Source organism: Acinetobacter sp. ANC 5054, assembly GCF_002135295.1.
Taxonomy (GTDB): Bacteria; Pseudomonadota; Gammaproteobacteria; order Pseudomonadales; family Moraxellaceae; genus Acinetobacter.
The window spans coordinates 101,426-121,658 of record NZ_NEGG01000003.1; the positions used below are offsets into that span (position 1 = coordinate 101,426).

General features: G+C 38.0%; 18 protein-coding genes and 1 pseudogene. 16 read left to right on the forward strand and 3 right to left on the reverse strand.

Annotated features, from left to right (window positions below; all coding sequences use genetic code 11):
* Positions 1–106: 106 nt before the first annotated feature.
* A complete protein-coding gene (gene mhpT, locus B9T33_RS04225; protein WP_086177709.1) occupies positions 107–1,312 on the reverse strand; it encodes a 3-(3-hydroxy-phenyl)propionate transporter MhpT in 1,206 nt (401 codons plus the stop codon).
* A 349-nt stretch (positions 1,313–1,661) separates the two neighbouring features.
* Between mhpT and B9T33_RS04230 the strand changes: the two genes are divergently transcribed.
* Positions 1,662–3,485, forward strand: a complete 1,824-nt coding sequence (locus B9T33_RS04230) for a TPR end-of-group domain-containing protein (RefSeq protein WP_086177710.1) — start codon at positions 1,662–1,664, stop codon at positions 3,483–3,485.
* 44 nt (positions 3,486–3,529) lie between these two features.
* Here B9T33_RS04230 and mnmG read toward each other — a convergent pair whose 3' ends face one another.
* A complete protein-coding gene (gene mnmG, locus B9T33_RS04235; protein ID WP_086177711.1) occupies positions 3,530–5,410 on the reverse strand; it encodes a tRNA uridine-5-carboxymethylaminomethyl(34) synthesis enzyme MnmG in 1,881 nt (626 codons plus the stop codon).
* 252 nt (positions 5,411–5,662) lie between these two features.
* Between mnmG and B9T33_RS04240 the strand changes: the two genes are divergently transcribed.
* From B9T33_RS04240 to B9T33_RS04285, 10 genes are all read left to right on the forward strand, one after another.
* A complete protein-coding gene (locus tag B9T33_RS04240) occupies positions 5,663–6,013 on the forward strand; it encodes a hypothetical protein (RefSeq protein WP_086177712.1) in 351 nt (116 codons plus the stop codon).
* 148 nt (positions 6,014–6,161) lie between these two features.
* Positions 6,162–7,052, forward strand: coding sequence for a bile acid:sodium symporter family protein (locus tag B9T33_RS04245; protein WP_086177713.1), 891 nt, complete (start codon positions 6,162–6,164; stop codon positions 7,050–7,052).
* A 72-nt stretch (positions 7,053–7,124) separates the two neighbouring features.
* A complete protein-coding gene (locus B9T33_RS04250) occupies positions 7,125–8,006 on the forward strand; it encodes a bile acid:sodium symporter family protein (protein ID WP_086177714.1) in 882 nt (293 codons plus the stop codon).
* Between the two features lie 132 nt (positions 8,007–8,138).
* Positions 8,139–9,041 carry a 50S ribosomal protein L11 methyltransferase gene (gene prmA, locus B9T33_RS04255; protein ID WP_086177715.1) on the forward strand — a complete coding sequence of 301 codons (903 nt, stop codon included), beginning with the start codon at positions 8,139–8,141 and terminating at the stop codon, positions 9,039–9,041.
* A gap of 18 nt (positions 9,042–9,059) precedes the next feature.
* Positions 9,060–9,944 carry a DUF3426 domain-containing protein gene (locus B9T33_RS04260; RefSeq protein WP_086177716.1) on the forward strand — a complete coding sequence of 295 codons (885 nt, stop codon included), beginning with the start codon at positions 9,060–9,062 and terminating at the stop codon, positions 9,942–9,944.
* A 392-nt stretch (positions 9,945–10,336) separates the two neighbouring features.
* Positions 10,337–10,606, forward strand: coding sequence for a DNA-binding transcriptional regulator Fis (gene fis / locus B9T33_RS04265; protein ID WP_001086304.1), 270 nt, complete (start codon positions 10,337–10,339; stop codon positions 10,604–10,606).
* Between the two features lie 93 nt (positions 10,607–10,699).
* Positions 10,700–12,274, forward strand: coding sequence for a bifunctional phosphoribosylaminoimidazolecarboxamide formyltransferase/IMP cyclohydrolase (gene purH, locus B9T33_RS04270; protein WP_086177717.1), 1,575 nt, complete (start codon positions 10,700–10,702; stop codon positions 12,272–12,274).
* A 150-nt stretch (positions 12,275–12,424) separates the two neighbouring features.
* On the forward strand, positions 12,425–13,708 hold the full coding sequence (gene purD / locus B9T33_RS04275) for a phosphoribosylamine--glycine ligase (protein WP_086177718.1): 1,284 nt from the start codon (positions 12,425–12,427) through the stop codon (positions 13,706–13,708).
* Between the two features lie 83 nt (positions 13,709–13,791).
* Positions 13,792–14,295 carry a hypothetical protein gene (locus tag B9T33_RS04280; RefSeq protein ID WP_086177719.1) on the forward strand — a complete coding sequence of 168 codons (504 nt, stop codon included), beginning with the start codon at positions 13,792–13,794 and terminating at the stop codon, positions 14,293–14,295.
* Positions 14,296–14,312: 17 nt separating this feature from the next.
* Complete coding sequence (locus tag B9T33_RS04285; RefSeq protein ID WP_086177720.1) at positions 14,313–14,870, forward strand: GNAT family N-acetyltransferase; 558 nt, start codon at positions 14,313–14,315, stop codon at positions 14,868–14,870.
* 234 nt (positions 14,871–15,104) lie between these two features.
* Here B9T33_RS04285 and B9T33_RS04290 read toward each other — a convergent pair.
* A pseudogene (locus tag B9T33_RS04290) lies at positions 15,105–15,425 on the reverse strand (pyrimidine/purine nucleoside phosphorylase).
* Between the two features lie 704 nt (positions 15,426–16,129).
* Here B9T33_RS04290 and B9T33_RS04295 point away from each other — a divergent pair.
* The 5 genes from B9T33_RS04295 to B9T33_RS04315 all read left to right on the forward strand — a co-directional run bounded on the left by B9T33_RS04295 (position 16,130) and on the right by B9T33_RS04315 (position 20,124).
* Positions 16,130–17,002: a MetQ/NlpA family ABC transporter substrate-binding protein gene (locus tag B9T33_RS04295; protein WP_086177721.1), complete on the forward strand. Its 873-nt coding sequence runs from the start codon at positions 16,130–16,132 to the stop codon at positions 17,000–17,002.
* A 74-nt stretch (positions 17,003–17,076) separates the two neighbouring features.
* Positions 17,077–18,102 (forward strand): methionine ABC transporter ATP-binding protein, encoded by a 1,026-nt coding sequence (locus B9T33_RS04300; protein ID WP_086177722.1) that lies wholly within the window; start codon positions 17,077–17,079, stop codon positions 18,100–18,102.
* Entirely contained in the window at positions 18,099–18,794 is a 696-nt protein-coding gene (locus tag B9T33_RS04305) for a methionine ABC transporter permease (RefSeq protein ID WP_078193550.1), read from the forward strand. Before B9T33_RS04300 ends, B9T33_RS04305 begins: the two co-directional genes overlap by 4 nt.
* Before the next feature lie 120 nt (positions 18,795–18,914).
* On the forward strand, positions 18,915–19,475 hold the full coding sequence (locus tag B9T33_RS04310; protein WP_086177723.1) for a hypothetical protein: 561 nt from the start codon (positions 18,915–18,917) through the stop codon (positions 19,473–19,475).
* 10 nt (positions 19,476–19,485) lie between these two features.
* Positions 19,486–20,124: a hypothetical protein gene (locus B9T33_RS04315; RefSeq protein ID WP_086177724.1), complete on the forward strand. Its 639-nt coding sequence runs from the start codon at positions 19,486–19,488 to the stop codon at positions 20,122–20,124.
* The last annotated feature ends 109 nt before the right edge of the window (positions 20,125–20,233 follow it).

The following is a 20,233-nucleotide window of genomic DNA, read 5'->3' on the forward strand; positions in this document are numbered from 1 at the left end:
GAACTTTTTGGGTATTTCCCTCATTCTATCAAATGTTCTGAAATCAATATAAAAATTTCTACCATGAAAAAAGGAGCCGCAGCTCCTTTTTTCATATTTTAAAAATTTACTTCTTTTGTGCAGATTTATAAGCGGATAGCGCTGCTACAGCAACAGCTGACAATACAATCCCCGGTGCACTTGCGATTAAGATACCTGTTGTACCTAAACCGAGTGCTAAAATCTTACCAGTCAATAATGGCCCAGTCATTGCACCAAGACGACCCCATGAAATTGCACTTCCCACACCAGTAACTTTACCAGCTGGAGAATAAAAGATTGGGGAAATACCGTACAGAATAGATTGACCTCCTGTAGAGAAAATACCACCCATTACACCTGCCGCAATAAGCAGTGGAATTGAACTTGTTGTGAACAATACAAATAGTGCAACAAATAGACCTGTGTAAATAATTACTGCCATTTGCCAAAGTTTTAGGCGATCAAGTAGATAACCCAGACCCAAAGTACCAATGACTGCGCCCACTTGGAATACCAGCATGATCATAAATGCTTGCTGTTTCTCCAAACCTTGCTCCATCAGCAAGTTTGGTAACCAGCTAATCAAGATGTAGTTCACCATAAGGGTAAAGAAAAAACTTAACCAAAGTGGCAAAGTATACTTATAGCGTTGCTCAGCAAATAAAATTTGCCCCATACCCGGCACAGCTTCAGTTGTTTCAGCTTGAACTTTTTCCTTACGTTTATCTTTTAAAATAAATGCCATAAACGGAAGCAGTACTAGTGGCGTTAAACCACCAATTAAGAACAAGGTATGCCATGAAATGTCTTTAAACAATATGCCCAAGCCAGCAACAAAGATAGCGCCAACAGGTAAACCACAGTACATCAAACTGTTTAAACGACCTCGATTCGCTTCTGTTGCTTCATCACCCACAACCGAAATCATGGTTGGCATTGCAGCCCCCAGGCCCAACCCAGTAAAGAAACGTGCGGTATATAAAACTTCAATACTTGGTGCAAGTGCCGTAATCGACATAAACACACCAAAGATAAAAATAGACAACATGAGGACTTTTTTCTGTCCTAAGTAGTCTGCTATTCGTCCACCAAAAAATGCACCAAATAGCATCCCAAATACGCCAAGGCTAAATACATAGCCCATTTGGACTTGGTCTAAGGAAAATGTGGCTGCAATTCCTTTCGCAGCAATACCGGGTGCTTGTAGGTCAAAGCCTTCAAAAAATGCCACCCAGAAACACAAAAATACCGTTAGAAATTTTTGCATTTTTCCCGATTCTTGATTTGCCATAATCGAACTCCATTCATTGAGCGCAAATGCGGTTTTCCGCCATGGTTGAAGTGTCTTCTTTATCGCGTTAAATAAATACCACTACAATAGTAGGAATTAAGCTTAGCAATATGACTTAATTAAGACTTAAAACTTTGTATAACAATACATTCCACATCTTAATTATTTATTTTTTGTTTATATTTCAATGATTTAATTTTTCGAAATATTTTAATGATCAAACCATAGCTAGAAATGATTATTTAAATAGTTTTAGACAAAATGCGAAGTTGATTTCGATATAAATATTATGTTTTATAATTTCAATATCCATTACAATCAAAGGAATACTTACCAATAAATATTAACAATGAGCTTTACAGTACAAGAAGTCGCACAGCTTTTAAAACAATCTAAGGAAAATAAAAAGCCTTATGTCTTTTTCACAGGTGCAGGTTGTTCAGTCAAAGCAGATGTACCTTCTGCGACTGGTTTAATTCAAGAGATTCATGAAAAGTTTCCATTACAAGTTAAAAATATTAACCATGAAAAAGACAAATATAACTATGGTAAATATATGTCTGCACTCGACAAAGATGAACGCAGACGCTTACTCAAACCACATATCATTTATAACAAAAAGATAAATTGGGCACATATTGCTTTAGCTTGCCTGATGCAAGCTGGCTATATTCAGCGAGTTTTGACCTTTAATTTTGATAGTATTCTTTCTCGTGCATGCAATATGCTCGGTTTACACCCCTCAATTTATGATTTTGCTACAGCCAATCCCCATTTGTATCACCTGATTAATGACCCTTCTATTGTTCATTTACATGGTCAAGGGACTGGTTTTGTACAGCTAAATACAGAAGACGAAACCGAAAAACATACTGAAAAATTAGGTGAATTCGTTGCAGCAACATTAAATACAAACCCAAGCCTATTTATTGGATATAGTGGTAATGCTGATGCTTTCTTCCCACTACTGGAGGAAAAATATTCTGAACAGCATCGATTAATTTGGACTGGTACAAAAAGCACAATCGATGGATTAGAATCAGATTCCGTTAAAAAATTTTTAAAGAAAAATAACAATCTAACCCATTACATAGGAGATACTTTTGCCGATGACTTCTTAATTCAACTAGCAAAAGAGCTTGATTGTTTCCCACCTGAATTATTTTCTAATCCTTACAAGTTTTTAAATCAGCAACTTGAAACTGTGCAACCATATCCTCTCGGTGACGGATTAGATATTTTGGAAAACTTAACCACATACTTAATTGAACAATCCGAAAAATCATTAACAACAACCCTATATACAGCATTTATTCATAAATATTCCAATAAAGAGTCAATAAATGGATTGAATGAACATGAAATTGATCAAGTCATGTGGGCTTATGATCAACAAGCAAGAATTTATTTGGAAGAAAAAAAGCATATAGAATGTCAAAACTTGTATATTCAAGCTCTATCTATGTGTGAAAGCCATGTTGGATGTATTAATAATTATGGTGTGTCTCTCTGTCACATTGCTAGAATAAATAATGATATAGATATGTTTGTCCTATCGGTCAAACAGTTTGAAAAGTCGTTATCTATCAACTCAAAGTATGTAAATAGTTTAATAGGTTACGCACATTCCATTATTGAGATAGCTGTAATAAAAAATGATGAAGCTTTATCTCAGAAGTGTTTCGACACTTACGATCAAGTACTAAATTTAATGTCAAACAATCCAGATCATTATGCTAATTATGGAGCCTGCGTACTTCTATTTGCTATTCAAAAACAAGATGAAGGTTTATTTCATAAAGCAGTAAATCTTATTGAGCAGGCTTATAAACTTCAACCTGAAAATTTTGAACATCTTAACAATTACAATGGAGCTATTTTAAGTCTTGCTTATTTGAAAAACGATAAAAATTTATTCGATATAGCATTTACATCAATCAACAATGCTTTAGAAATAAATCCCGAAAGAACCTATAATTTAGTATGTTATTATTCGATAACCAGCCAAAATGATTTAGCTAAAGATAATTTATTTAAGGCTCTGAGTTATAATACGCTCCCAAATCTTGACCATTTAAATACAGATAAAGAACTAGATAACATCCGAAATGAACCATGGTTCATTGAACTCTTAGAGCGCTTAAAAGAAAAAGAAGATAATAAAGTAGCATAAATAAAAAACCCGCTAAGTAGCGGGTTTTCTTTTAGCTTAAAATCTTATGCAGATTTTTTCGCTTGGTTATTCTTACGTATTGTAATCATCACCAATTGAACTGCGGCAGGTGTTACACCCGGAATACGGCTAGCTTGTGCCAATGTTTCAGGACGAACATCTTTCAATTTCAGTGTAATTTCACGAGAAAGACCAGAAACCACATCATAATTAAAGTCTTCTGGAATACGTGTGTCTTCCAAACGTTTCATTTGCGCAACGTCTTCTTGCTGACGGTTAATATAACCTGCATATTTCACAGCAATTTCAATTTGCTCACCAACAAAGGCTGAAACTTCTGAACCAGTCAATTCAGCAATTTGCGAGAAGTTGATATTTGGACGTTTTAACAAATCAATCGCATTGGTTTCTTTAGACAGATCATCACCTGTCATTTCAACGAATTTTTTGCCTAATGGATTGTTTGGAGCAGCCCATAGATGCTGTAAACGGCCTTTTTCAGTTTCTACAGCTTCCATTTTTTGGCAGAACGAATCCCAACGCGCATCATCCACCAGACCCATTTCACGGCCAATAGCAGTTAAACGCTGATCTGCATTGTCTTCACGCAACATCAAACGGTATTCCGCACGTGAGGTAAACATACGGTACGGTTCTTTAGTACCCAAAGTAATCAGGTCGTCAACCAATACACCCATGTATGCTTCATCACGCTTAGGTGTCCATTGTTCTTGATCCCACGCACGGCGCGCAGCGTTCAAGCCTGCAAGCAAGCCTTGCGCACCCGCTTCTTCATAACCTGTTGTACCGTTAATTTGACCTGCAAAATACAAGTTATTAATCGATTTGGTTTCTAAAGAGAATTTCAAAGATTGCGGGTTGAAATAATCGTACTCAATTGCATAGCCTGGACGCAAAATGTGCGCATTTTCCATACCACGGATTGAGCGAACCAATTCAAACTGCACATCAAATGGCAATGAAGTTGAAATACCATTTGGATAAAGCTCATGTGTATCCAAACCTTCTGGCTCTAGGAATACTTGATGCGAATCTTTATCTGCAAATTTATGAATTTTGTCTTCAATTGATGGGCAGTAGCGTGGACCAACACCTTCAATCACACCTGTATACATTGGTGAACGGTCTAAACCACCACGAATGATGTCGTGGGTACGTTCATTGGTATGGGTAATGTAGCAGTTGATTTGCTCAGGATGCATAGACGCATCACCCATGAATGACATCGTCGGAGACGGGAAATCACCCGGCTGTGGCGTCATTACAGAGAAATCTACAGAACGTGCGTCAATACGTGGTGGTGTACCTGTTTTTAAACGACCTACAGGCAAGTTCAATTCACGTAGGCGCGCAGCTAACGAAATTGAAGGAGGATCACCAGCACGACCACCTGAAGCATTATTTAGACCAATGTGAATCACGCCGCCTAGGAATGTACCCGTTGTCAGTACAACTGTTTTCGCATCAAAGCGAATACCCATTTGGGTGACTACGCCTTTAACAGTATCGCCTTCAACAATAAGGTCATCAGCGGCTTGTTGGAAAATATCCAAATTTGCTTGATTTTCTAAAGTATGACGAATCGCAGCTTTAAAACGCACACGGTCAGCTTGCGCACGAGTCGCGCGTACTGCTGCACCTTTACGTGAATTTAAAATACGGAATTGAATACCGCCTTTATCGGCAGCCAATGCCATTGCACCGCCCAAAGCATCAATTTCACGTACTAAATGTGATTTACCAATACCACCAATGGCTGGGTTACAGCTCATCTGCCCTAAAGTCTCAATATTATGAGTTAAGAGTAAAGTCTGTCGACCCATACGTGCCGCAGCAAGCGCTGCTTCTGTACCCGCGTGACCGCCGCCGATAACAATGACATCGTAAACTTTAGGATAATGCATAGTGGTAAAGGAGATTAAAAAAGGATGACGAAAGATTATAGCAAAATTTCATCGATAAGTTGACTGATTCAGTCTAATTTATCGTATTTAGGCGTTCAGAAAATCGTTCTTTTCCTTTATACACATACATAATTTGCATATTCGTCATAAAACTATACATATCTACCGCAAAAGTTACCTGATCATTGTTGTTTTATTTTGGCTATTTTTTATGCTGTTAGAGATCCCATGAGAATCATAAGGACTAAAAGCATGAATAAGAATATTTTGCTCTCCACGGTTTTATGCGGTTTATGTTTATCCCCACTAGCAGCATCAGCAAATGACAAAGTTGAAAAAGTCTATGATGCCCAACGCTATCAACAAGTGTGTAAAGGTAAGACTCAAGGTGCTCAAGTTAGCTTTGCTTACCGCGGAATTATCTGGAATGGTACATGTGAACCACAATTCTTTGCTTCTTCTAAAAATGTAAATATTCATGGTGAAGAAACAGAACTTCTAAGCACATGTAGCGCAGATGCAAAAGCAACCATGGCTACAATTAATGGACAAGAAGTTAAAGGTAAATGTGCGCTTGGATTCACGCCTCCGCGCCCTAAATAATCTTGTTAGCAAGGTAAATATCGACTGTTTAACAGATCAAACTTAAAGCGGGTAAAACGTCGTTTTTTTACCCGCTTTATTTATTGCTTATTTGTAAAACTCAGCTACACTCAAAAAGACTATAAAGATAAAAATATCAGGAAATTCCATGGATTCGGGATTATTTGCATTTTTTCTGCCAATTGCATTGGCAATTATGATGATGGGGCTTGGGCTCGAACTTTCAATCAAAGATTTCTTACGTGTGGGACGTTATCCTAAAGTAATTTTTATTGCACTTTTTACTCAGCTTATTTTATTAACTGGCATCGCATTTGTTCTATGCATTTTACTTGAGTTACCCCCACTACTTTCTGTTGGCTTAATGCTACTAGCAGCCTCACCAGGCGGGCCTACTGCCAACTTATTTAGTTATATTTATAAAGGTGATGTTGCACTCAACATTACTTTAACAGCGATAAATTCTGTTATTTCCTGCTTTACCCTGCCTTTTATTGTCAATCTATCCATTTTATATTTTTTAGGGGAAAGCACTGCAATTGGTATGCCGATCGAGAAGATCACCCATGTATTTTTAATTATCTTTATTCCAGTGTGTTTAGGAATGTTGGTACGAAACTCTTTACCCACCTTTGCTTATAAATTTAATAAGCCAATGCGCATGCTGTCCATTTTTTTATTAACGCTGATTTTTCTCGTTGCCGTGGTGCGGGAACAAAGCAACATTATTACTTACTTTGCCAGTGTTGGTATTGCCACTTGTCTATTCTGTTTCAGTGGGCTGTTTTTGGGATATTTAATTCCTCATCTGGCACGTATTCCAGAAAAACAAGCGCGAGCATGCACCTTTGAAATTGGTATTCATAATACCAGTATTGCCTTAACCATTGCATTGAGTGTACTTGAAAGCACCACAATCGCCATACCTGCTGGCGTCTATTCTATTTTCATGTATTTTCTGGCGACCTTATTTGGTTTCATTTTAACCCGTCGTGGGAGCCACCTGATTCAAAAACGCAACCCCGAAGCTACACATTAATTTTTATAAAAATCGCTCGCCATATGGATAGTGGTGGGAATCCTTTAAACATGCTCAAGGAGAACATTCAATATGGATTCTGGAATTATTACAGTTCTTTTACCGCTGGCCCTCGCCTTTATTATGATTGGGCTTGGGCTTGAACTTAGCCCGAAGGATTTTGCCCGTGTCAGCAAACACCCCAAAGCAGTGCTGATTGCTTTATTCTGTCAATTGATTCTTTTGGTCGGGATAGCATTCATTCTATGTAAACTTCTAGCTTTACCACCATTACTCGCTGTAGGACTTATGCTGCTGGCTGCTTCACCAGGCGGAAGTACAGCTAACCTGTTTAGCTATTTATTTAAAGGCGATTTGGCGTTAAACATTACCTTAACTGCGATTAACTCAGTAATTGCCGCCATTACCCTACCGTTAATTGTCAATTTCTCTATTCAACACTTCATGCAAGAAGGTCAGCAAATTAGCCTACAGTTTGGGAAAATTCTGCAAGTATTCGGCATTATTATTATTCCTGTCTGTATTGGCATGTTACTTCGCCATTACGCACCCAAACTCACAGAAAAACTCCATAAACCTTTACGCATCTTTGCCGTCGTCTTTCTCGTATTAATTATTATTGGTGCGATTTATAGTGAGCGAAATAACATTGCGACCTATTTGGGCCAAGTTGGCTTAGCAACTGTACTGTTCTGTATTTTGAGTCTATGTATTGGTTATTTTGTACCACGACTATTCGGTATTAATAGTGCACAAGCCCGTGCATGCGCTTTTGAAATTGGCATTCACAATAGTACGCTTGCGATGACTATTGCCCTAACCGTTATGGCAAGCTCAGCTGTAGCAATGCCTGCCGCAGTTTATTCACTCTTTATGTATATCTTTGCTGCAATATTTGGTTTCTTAATTACCCGTTTTGCGCCATTGCCTACTCAAATCGAAGAGCAGGCATAAAGGAATAGAAGATATAACCAATAAAAGGATGCCATGCGCATCCTTTTATTTTAGGAAAATACATATTTTCTCGCTGCAACTTGCTTAGTTCCGTTACAATAGCTTTTTATAAAACAATTTTAGGTTATATCCGTGAAGTGGTTACAAATTCATATTACTGTTGAGAAAGCTCAAGTTGATTACACAGAAACATTGCTCAGTTCATTGGGTGCAGTGAGTGTAACGCTAGATGATGCAGAGAATCAGGATTTACTTGAACCACTTCCAGGCGAAACTCCACTTTGGAATAAAGTGATTGTTACCGGTATTTATGCTCAAGAAGACGATGAAGAAATCGATGTTGCTGCTTTAGAGACATTTATTAAAGCACAATTGCCTGAGGCACCTATGCGCAGCGAATTCATTGAAGATCAAGAGTGGGAACGTACTTGGATGGATGCCTATGAGCCTATCCAAATTGGTGAAAAATACTGGATCGTACCTGAATGGATGGAAGCACCTGAAGCAGACGCCGTAAATATCAAGCTTGATCCAGGTCTTGCTTTTGGTACAGGTAACCATGCCTCTACTTTCCTTTGCTTACAATGGCTAGGTAAAGTCGACCTTAAAGATAAAATCGTGATCGATTACGGTTGTGGTTCAGGTATTTTAGGTGTAGCTGCACTGCTTTTGGGTGCGAAAAAAGTCTATGCGACGGATATTGACCCACAAGCAGTTTTAGCAACTCAACAGAATGCTGAACTAAATGGCGTACTTGAGAACTTATATGTCGGCCTACCTGAAGAGTTCAATACTGAGCTTGCAGGTCAAAAAGCCGATGTGTTTGTTGCAAATATTCTTGCTGGCCCATTAATGGCGTTAGCGGCAGATTTCTCAACTTTAATTAAATCTGAGGGAGAGTTCGCACTCGCAGGTGTAATTGAAGAGCAAGTTTCTGATGTTTCTAGTGTTTATTCTGAATTTTTTGATATATTAGACGTAGAAAAACGTGACGAAACCTGGTGCCGAATTTCCGGAAAACGCCAGAAGTATTAAAATCTAAAATGTGTACTTATGAGCGACAAACTAACTAACTGCCCGACTTGTTCTTCAACTTATAAAGTAACTGTTCCGCAGCTTACTGTCGCTCAGGGTATGGTCTGTTGCCCAAAGTGCTCAACATCTTTTAATGCGCTATCTCATTTGGTTGTAGAAAAAGCCTTGTCTTTTTCTACTCCGAACACACAAGATGCAGAAAAAAAACAGCCTGCAACCATTCACGTGAATGAATTTAATATTCAACAACCGATTAGCAACAGCGATACTGAAGAAGCAACTCATCCTTTATTGAAGCTGTTTGATCAAAAAGTTGAAAACTCAAATATTGATTTAAGAACCTATTTAAATAACTTAAATTATTTCAGCACAGAACCCATTGGCAACCTTCCAGCTGTAAATTGGGCAGAACAAGCCGAAAAAGAAAAAAAACGCAGCACCTTAAATTATTTAATGTGGATTTCAGTTAACTTCCTATTATTTGGTGCATTGATTTTCCAATTTTTCTGGTTTAACCCACAGTACTTAAAAAGTAGCCCTGTCATGGGTGCTGCCTTCACTAAAGTCTGTGATGTGTTTAATTGTTCTCGACTTGAAGAACACTACAGTCTAATTAGCACTAAAAAAGTCAAAGCGCGCAGCACCGGAAAGAAAGAAACCAAATTTAGTGGTGAGATGATCAATCACCATGATCGTAGTCTTGCACTACCTTTATTAAAGGTTTCATTAAAAGAAAATGGTACTGAAATTGCGACTTACCAATTACAACCAGAAGAATATTTAGATAAAACACTAAATGGCATTCAGCGAATTCCAAAAAGTAGTCCATTCAAATTTGAATTTGTCCTCCCAATTGACCGTAAAAGCTTCGATAATTATTCAATAGAATTGATTCGCCCTTAATATTGGAAAAAACTATTAAAAAATGTAAAAAAACCTAAAAAAAATGCAGTTTTCTTGCTCACTTTTGCTTAGACAATGGTATGATACGCGCCACGAAAGCTTTGTGCTGCAAACTCCTCGCTGATTTTTCACAACAAATAAAATCCCAACCGTACGCTTTATAACTTATCGCGTATCGAGTAGATTTTTTGTTTGTTTTTTAGGCTGTAACAAATATTAATTTATTGTTACGCTTATTTTTCGATCAATTTAGCGAGTTGTGTCAAGCTACAAGTAATGTACAAGTTTTAGAACTCCGGATTAGGAACTAAAACGGAGTTCATTAAAGTTTATAGACCACTTTTAACAAATCACTTTACCCAAGTGATATTTGATTTTTCGGATTAATTCGCATGAATAGCAAATCTCCTATTTTTACTGCACAATCTGATGTCGCTCTTCGTATTCACGTAGATCGCGCAGTTCGCCATTACTTTGCACAATTGCAAGGCGAGCAACCATCTCAGGTATACGACATGGTGCTGGCGGAAATGGAGAAGCCTCTTCTATCTGTAGTTCTTGAATATACGCGTGGTAATCAGACACGCGCTGCTGAGATTCTCGGCTTAAACCGCGGGACTTTACGTAAAAAGTTAAAAGCTCACGGTTTAATGAGTGAATAAATGATAAAATGCTTGCGGCTTCCGCGGGCATTTTTTTTGACCCGAATTTAGCTATTTCTGTTTTATTTGTACTTGAAAACTGTGACGAAGATCATGACTATTAAACGCGCTTTAATCTCTGTGTCTGACAAGACTGGTATTGTTGAATTTGCACAAGAACTTGCTGCTCTAGGGGTAGAAATTTTATCTACTGGCGGTACATACAAATTGTTGAAAGACAATAATGTTGCCGTAGTTGAAGTTTCGGAGCATACAGGTTTCCCAGAGATGATGGACGGCCGTGTAAAAACGCTACATCCGAAAATCCATGGTGGTATCTTAGCTCGCCGCGGTCTAGACGAAGCTGTGATGGCAGAACACAACATCGATGCTATTGATTTAGTTGTTGTAAACCTCTATCCATTTGCTGCAACTGTATCGAAACCAAACTGTTCACTTGCAGATGCGATTGAAAATATCGACATCGGCGGTCCAACAATGGTTCGTGCTGCTGCGAAAAACCATGCATCTGTAGGTATCGTAGTAAATGCTGCTGACTATGCAACTGTAGTTGCTGAGCTTAAAGCTGAAGGCGCTTTATCTTATGCAACACGTTTTGACTTAGCTGTTAAAGCATTTGAACATACTGCACAGTATGACGGCATGATCGCATCTTACTTAGGCGCTCGCGTAGGTAAGGAAGAAGGTCAAGCTGACAAATTTGCACGTACCTTCAATACTCAATTGAACAAAGTTCAAGATCTTCGTTATGGTGAAAACCCGCATCAATCTGCTGCATTCTATGTAGAAGACACTGCGACTGAAGCTTCAGTTTCAACTGCGAAACAGCTTCAAGGTAAAGAATTATCTTATAACAATATTGCAGATACAGATGCAGCACTTGAATGTGTTAAATCATTCGCTAAGCCTGCATGTGTAATCGTAAAACACGCGAACCCATGTGGCGTTGCAGTTTCCCTAGACGGCATTCAAGCGGCTTATGACCTTGCTTATGCAACTGACCCTGAATCTGCATTCGGTGGCATCATTGCATTTAACCGTGAATTAGACGTTGCAACTGCGCAAGCCATTGTTGACCGTCAGTTCGTTGAAGTGATTATTGCACCAAGCATTGCTGAAGGCGTACTTGAAGTAACTGGCGCGAAGAAAAACGTACGTGTATTAGTATGCGGCGAACTTCCAGCGATTACTGAACGTAAAGCACAGCTTGACTACAAACGTGTAAACGGCGGCTTATTGGTTCAAGATCAAGACTTAGGTATGATCACTAAAGATGACCTTAAAGTTGTGACTAAACGCGCTCCAACTGAAGCAGAAATTGATGACTTAATCTTTGCTTGGAAAGTTGCGAAATACGTTAAATCTAATGCAATTGTTTATGCAAAGGGCCGTCAAACGATTGGTGTTGGCGCAGGTCAAATGAGCCGCGTAAACTCAGCACGTATTGCAGCAATTAAAGCTGAACATGCTGGACTCGTGGTTGAAGGCGCTGTAATGGCATCTGACGCATTCTTCCCATTCCGTGATGGTATTGATAACGCTGCGAAAGCAGGAATCAAATGCATTATCCAACCGGGTGGTTCTATGCGTGATGAAGAAACAATTGCTGCTGCTGATGAAGCTGGTATTGCAATGGTCTTCACTGGCATGCGTCATTTCCGTCATTAATTGATTAAAAGTCGTATTTATTAATCCCCCTAAATCCCCCTTTGTAAAAAGGGGGACTTTTCACGTAAGAAACCTTGATTTTCAAGCGTGATCCCCTCCCTTTTTTAAAGGGAGGTCGGGAGGGATTTTATTCTTTTGAGGGATTTTTAGATGAATATTTTAGTTTTGGGTAATGGCGGTCGTGAACATGCACTAGCATGGAAAATCGCACAAGATGACAAAGTCACAAAAGTATTTGTAGCACCGGGTAATGCAGGTTCTGCAACAGAAAATAAATGCGAAAATGTTGCGCTTAATATTTTAGACAATGCCGCGATTATCGACTTTGCAAAAAATAATGCAGTTGATTTGATCGTGGTTGGTCCAGAAGCACCTCTAGTCAATGGTGTAGTCGATGCTTGTCGCGAAGCTGGCGTGAAAATTTGGGGTCCGACCCAATTTGCTGCACAGCTTGAAGGCTCAAAAGCATTTGCTAAGCACTTCCTTAAACGCCATAACATCCCTACTGCTTTCTATGATGTATTTACAGAAGTAGATGCAGCCAAAGCATTTGTAGAGAAAAATGGCGCGCCAATCGTAATTAAAGCTGACGGTCTTGCTGCGGGTAAAGGCGTTATTGTTGCGATGACCAATCAAGAAGCATTTGATGCGATTGATGACATGCTGGCTGGCAACAAATTTGGTGATGCTGGTTCACGTGTTGTGATTGAAGAATTCCTTGCTGGTGAAGAAGCGTCTTTCATTTGCATGATTGATGGCGACAACATTTTGCCAATGGCAACCTCTCAAGATCACAAACGTATTTTTGAAGGCGACCAAGGTCCAAACACTGGCGGTATGGGTGCATACTCTCCTGCACCTGTAGTGACCGCTGACGTATTTGAAAAAACCATGAATGAAGTGATGCGTCCTACCGTTGAAGGTATGAAAAAAGACGGTCATGTTTATACAGGTTTCTTATACGCAGGTTTGATGATTGATGAACAAGGTCAACCTAAAGTGATCGAGTTTAACTGTCGTTTTGGCGACCCCGAAACTCAACCGATCATGATGCGTTTAAAATCATCATTAGTTGAATTAGTTGAAGCTGGTATTGCTGGTAACTTACCTGCGGAAGCAGATTGGGATGAGCGCAAGACAGTAGGTATCGTACTTGCATCTAAGGGCTACCCAGAAACGTCTAGCAATGGTGATGTAATTTCAGGTTTAGACACTGAAATGGCTGATGCTAAAGTTTTCCATGCTGGTACTAAAGCACTTGAGAATGGTGACATTGTGACTGCTGGCGGTCGTGTACTTTGCGTTACTGCACTGGGTAATACCATTGGTGAAGCACAAGCGAAAGCTTTAGAGCTTTGCCAAAAAGTGACTTTCGACGGCGTTCAATATCGTAAAGATATTGGCTACCGCGCAATTGCTCGTGAAAATGCTTAATTTAAATTAAGTTCTAAAAACCCACTTCGGTGGGTTTTTTTATGCCAAAATGAAATCAATGGTATTATTTAAAAATACAAAAGATGAATGATGAGGAAAAATTTCGTCTAAAACTCAAATTGATTGTAGAATTATGCACAGCAAAAGACATTCAAGATTGGGCTGAAGCTACGATCTCAAAAGACATCCATAACGAGTTTGCACTTAATCTCTGTTTTATGGAATCGGCAGATAAAATTGAGAAATATTTTATTGAACTTAATCCCCAATTATTAAATATCAATACAGGAAATATCGCTTTTTCCATCTTAGAAGAATATGTCCAAAAGAAGTTGCCTATAACTTTTGATCATCAATATGAATACCATCTTCACAATTTAATTTTTCTTTCAGAATATCTCCATGATGTAGGTAATTACATACAAGAAGGCTCTTTATACTCCCATATCATTATTTATGATGATTTAATCCAATGTAAAACCAATAACGAGTCAATTCAGCACATATATTTAGAACTTTGTACCTTCCTCAACAGTTGGGTTATTTCAGCGTCAAATATTATCCAACAAAATGATATAAGCAATTAATACTGAAACATTATTTTATGACACAGACTATTAGAACCCCTCGCCTTATCCTCCGCCAATGGCAAGACTCTGACACTGCACCTTTTATCCAAATGTGCACAGATGGCGATGTCATGCGCTACTTCCTTAAAAAGCTCAATGCTGAGGAAACCACTGCATTTCTGCAACGCTTAAAAGATGCAATCGAAACCCGCGGTTGGGGTTTATACGCCGTTGATCTAAAAGCCACAGGCGAATTTATTGGCTTTATTGGTTTACACATCCATCCACCTGAGTTTGAAATCGCAGATGCTCCCGAAATTGGTTGGCGCTTACTGCCTCAATATTGGCATCAAGGTTATGCCACAGAAGGTGCAAAAGCTGTTCTTAAACATGCTTTCCGCAATTTAAGATTAGACAGAGTCATTTCATTTACAGCGTGTTTAAATAAACCCTCTGAACACGTGATGCAAAAAATTGGTATGCAAAAAGTCTGTGAGTTTAATCACCCGCTTGTACCTTCAAATCACCCCTTAAATAAACACGTCCTGTATGAAATACAGCGTAGTGACTATCTACATATCCCTTTTTGCTGATGCAAAGTATTCCATGCAGGTGAAAGTACTTGTGAATAGTACTATCATCACCGCTTGTAATCATGTGCTTTGCAGAAGTATAAGCAAAAGCATTGGAGCTTTGCCAAAAGTGGTTTTTATGGTGCTGAATACCCTAAAGCTATAGGTTAACGCTCAATTGCACATCAAATTACTTAATTTTATCTCATTACATGAGATAGCTACCAATTAAAAAGACTCGCTAGATGCGAGTTTTTATTCAAAATGACAAACATAATCCACAACATCTTTAGCATGTATTTTAAAAACACATCCTTCCTTCACCGAAAAAGATTCGCCAGTACTAAACATTTGATATTCAGGCTAATCCGCAATTTGTACCAAACATTGACCCGATATAATTTCCAAACGTTCATTCACATGTGCTTCAAAAACCAATGGCTGTTCCGATGGTAAAAAGACACCTATGGTTTTCTTGGTTCCATCTTCCATTTGCAACACATGACTTACTGAACGCCCACCGTAATGAATCGTTGGTTTTTTGGTGACTGAAACAAAATCAAATTGTTTAGACATGATATATCTCTATTTAAAGTTCGTTTGCTTTAATATTCTTAGCAATAATATTTTGTTTGTTTTTTATACATTATTTTAAAAAAATTCTAAATGATTTATTTATGAGAGGATTGCCTATGCACGCAAATCTGCACTGAAAATTAACGTTCATAAATATACAGTCTTAGCTAAAAAGTATGATTCAAATCGATTACTTTATTGTTAATCAATTATTTTTTTGCAGAAATAAAACCAAAATTTTTATACTGAATGATCACTCGTTGGAAAACCGAAGTTTTAACTGTATTCCAATTTATATCCAATTTTCAGCTTTAGATTGTAGAAAATCTTATATAGAACTTAAACCTATAAAAATACGAGAAATTTCAAACTTAATAAACACAATATATTGTTTTTAAAACTGTTTTAGCAGAAACCCTTTTGACTTAAGCATTAATAAATATAACCAGCAATCTTTTAATCACTATATTGCATAAAAAAAACTTGTTATGATCGCACTAACTTTTTGATATCACTCATAGTTAAGTCCTTAGATTCTGAAATAGACAATTTTTCGTGCCAATAAAGTGACTTAATGAAACCGATATCGTCTTGCATCGAAATATGACTCTCTTTAAAGTCAGATGTACAGATTTAAACAGAAATAATCTCTCTATTCACATTGATAAATTTAAAATAATGTTAAATTTATCTGGGATGAACACATGAAAAAGCTCCTTGGTCTTGTTTTAGGTCTATCAGTTGGTTTGTCTGGCTGTGGCAAACAAGAAGCACCTGCTACTGATGCTACAAAATCAACAGATACTGCTGAAGTTAAAACAGTAACAATGGCATCTACAGGCTCCGATGCTGACATTTGGCGCTATATCGCTGCACTTCCTGAAACAAAGGAAGCTGGCATTAAACTTGAAGTGAAAAACTTCACAGATTATGTGTCTATGAACACAGCTGTAGCCAACAAAGAAATTGATGTGAATGCATTCCAATCGTATGCATACATGGTTGCGTTTAACGACAACAATAAAGATAAAATTGCACCGCTTTCGACGACTTACTTAGAACCAATGGGTATCTATTCAAGCAAAGTTAAAAAGCTTGATGAGTTCAAAACTGGTGCAACCATTGCAATTCCAAATGATGGCGCAAACGAGTCTCGTGCATTATTACTACTTCAATCTGCTGGCTTAATTAAACTTAAAGCTGGTTTTGATGACGTACAAGGCACAACTGCAGATGTAACTGAGAACGCGAAAAAAATCGTGATCAAACCAATTCAAATGGCGACTGCGGTTCGTGTAAAAGACGAAGTAGATGCAATTGTTTTGGGTAATACGCTTGCAATGGAAGGCGGTTTAAATGTGCTTAAAGATGCGGTGTACTACGAGCCAATCGACCAAAGCACTAAAATGAATGTCAACATTCTTGCTGTTGCAGCTGACCGTCAAAACGATCCTGTATTACAAAAAGTGGGTGCGCTTTACCACACTCCTGCTGTGAAAGCTTATATTGATGAACACTTCGGTGGCACTAAAATTGATGTAAATAAGCCAACAAGCTACCTCACTGAAGCAAAATAGTAATATAATTTCTTCAAATAAACAGGCAAAGTTTACTTTGCCTGTTTTTTCATTTTTGAACCTTTTTTGACGCTATGATCCAATTTAAAAATATCTCCAAGCATTTTGAGCTTAAAGGCCAAACCGTAACAGCACTGGATCAGATTAATCTGGACATTCCAGATGGCTGTATTTTCGGTCTTATTGGCTACAGTGGTGCAGGCAAAAGTACCTTAATCCGTTTAATCAATTTGCTGGAGCGCCCTAGCGAAGGTCAGATCATTATCAATGATAAAGATTTTACGGCTTTAAATTCGAGCGAGCTTCGTCAAGAACGCACCAACATTGGTATGATTTTCCAGCACTTCAATTTGCTGCAAACTAAAACAGTTGCACAAAACATTGAAATGCCTTTGAAATTATTAGGTGTATCTAAAGCTGAGCGTCAAAAGCGTTTAGATGAATTATTAGAATTTATTGACCTTAAACATAAAAAAAATGCCTTTCCAGATGAGTTATCTGGTGGGCAAAAACAACGTGTCGGTATTGCTCGTGCACTGGCAAATCATCCTAAAATTTTACTCTGTGATGAAGCGACATCTGCCCTTGACCCGCAAACCACAAAATCTGTTTTATCACTGCTTAAAAAAATCAACCGAGAACAAGGTATTACCATTGTCATGGTGACCCATGAAATGGATGTCATTGAATCTGTTTGTGATTTTGTTGCCGTTATGGAACAAGGCAAAGTAATTGAACATGGTTCAACGCTTGAGATCTTTAGTAAGCCGCAGCAAAACACCACCAAGAATTTCATTCAAACTGTGCTACAACAACAGTTACCAGTTAACATTTTGAATAACTTAGAAAATAAAAATCATAACAGTATCTATTGCTTAAAATTCCTTGGCAGTTCTGCGCAAGAAACCGTGGTGCAATCAGTCATTAAACAGTTTGATATTAGCTTGAATATTTTATTCGCCAATATGACTGAAATTAATGGCGCTGTAATTGGACAAATGTTTGTACAGCTTTTAGGTGATGCAGCATTGATTCAGCAATCGGTGGCTTTCCTTGAGCAAAATGGCGTTGAAGTGACACAAGCAGGAGTTCAGCAATGAGAGATTTAATCGTTCAATGGCTGACTCAAATCACTGCGCCATTTTGGAAAAGCTCTCTCTCGATGGATCAGTTTGTCACTGCCCTACAAGAAACTTTTCACATGGTGTTCTTTGCCATGTTATTTGGCTGTATTTGGGGCTTTATTCAAGCTGTGATTCTGTATGTCTCTCGCCCTCAAGGCATTTTGCCAAACCGAGTGATCTATCATGGCTTAAACCCTATCGTAAATGCGCTACGTTCATTGCCATTTATTATCTTATTGATTGCTGTCATTCCTTTGACCAAAGTCATTGTAGGCACTTCAATTGGTACTTGGGCAGCGATTGTTCCGCTCACCATTTATGTAGGTCCTTATATTGGTCGTTTAATCGAAACTTCTTTACTTGAAGTAAATGATGGGATTATTGAATCTGCCCAAGCGATGGGTGCATCTCCAATGCAGATCATCACTAAGTTTGTTTTACCTGAGTCACGTAGCTCTCTGATTTTAAACTTAACCACTGCAACGATCAGCTTGATTGGTGCAACGGCTATGGCGGGTGCAGTCGGCGCAGGTGGTATTGGTGACTTAGCGATTTCTTATGGTTATCAGCGTTTTGATAGTAGCGTTGTGATTATGACCGTTATCGTATTATTGATTTTGGTGCAAATTGTTCAAAGTCTTGGTGATTGGTTATCTAAATTACGTTAAGACCTATTCAAAGCGCCTCAATAAAACCCTCTACTGAGGGTTTTATTTTGAGCATAATATTTTATAATTTTGACTTAAAACAACTATTCACTTTTATGTAATTTTTAAAAAGAATTTTATATGACTGATAAAAATAGCCAAGCTTCGATTCAACACGACTTTAATGGCCTCACAATCTCAATTCCTCAAAAGATAAATTACTTTATTGTCTTGTTCACTTTTCTATGGCTCATAGCTTGGGCATATTTTGAATACAATGCCGTGATTAACTTCATCAACTCAAATTATCAACTCAACACATTTAATAGCGTGTGGTTACTCATTTGGACAGCAGGTGGAATTAGCACCATAAAGAGTCTTGTCAAAATGCTTTTTGACAAAGAACGTCTAACAATTAAAGATCAGCAGCTCAAGATCCAGCATTCAATCATGAGTCTGGGCAAAGCTCAAAATATTGCAACTCATCAAATTTCAGAGATTAAACTCAACGCTTTTGATGGACATATAGATCAACAACCTTTGGGTAAAATTCTAATTTTACATGCAGATCAAACATCAAGTTTTGCAGAATCAATCAGCAAAGATGAAGCTCTACATTTGATTCAAATTATTAATCAACAACTTCAAAGACGTACATCCAATCCAACAACTGATTACAGTCAATACAACACAAAATTCTAAAAGGACAGCTATGCGCTTCACTCATTCTTTATTTTCAACAATCATTATTAGTTCGATTATTCACACTACAGCTTCGGCATCGATTGCAGGCTATGATCATGTCACCAGCGTTAAAGTCAATGGCATCGATTTAGCCTCACCCCTAGCTGCCTCAAAAGCTGATGCCCTAATAAGCAAAAATCCAGTGAAGTTAAAATATGAATATTCTGAATGTACGGGCAATACTGAATATAGTGTAACAACGAATGGTAAAGATTTAAGGTTTGAAATCTATGCTGAGGACAATCCACAAATTAAAAGCGATAAATTTTATAAAAATAAAAGCAGCTTCGCCCAATTAGGTCAAACCAAAGGCGCTGTTTGGATGGAATGGAACAATGCATCGAAAATACAAGATAAAATTCAAATTGGACAGACCATCATTACTCACCAATACACTTTTCAGCAATTCCAAAAAGATTTTCCAATGAGCGCAAAATCAGCCAATCCCAATGAGGTTGCCTATGTCATTTTACTTCCGCCTAAAGTCGCTCAATCCATTTTGAAAGAGCAGCAAAATTACGATTTACCTTATATCGGCAATATAGCGTTTAACTTCAAAAAAGGAAAATTAAGCTCATTTTTAATTAATCAAGGTGTTGCCTGCTAATCACATCTCAAACTCAAGCGTTTATTGCGTAAACAGTGAACTTATAAAACTGCATAAAGCTCAGCAATAAACGCAAGTTTCATCGTAGAGCGTGCTAAAATAATCAGCT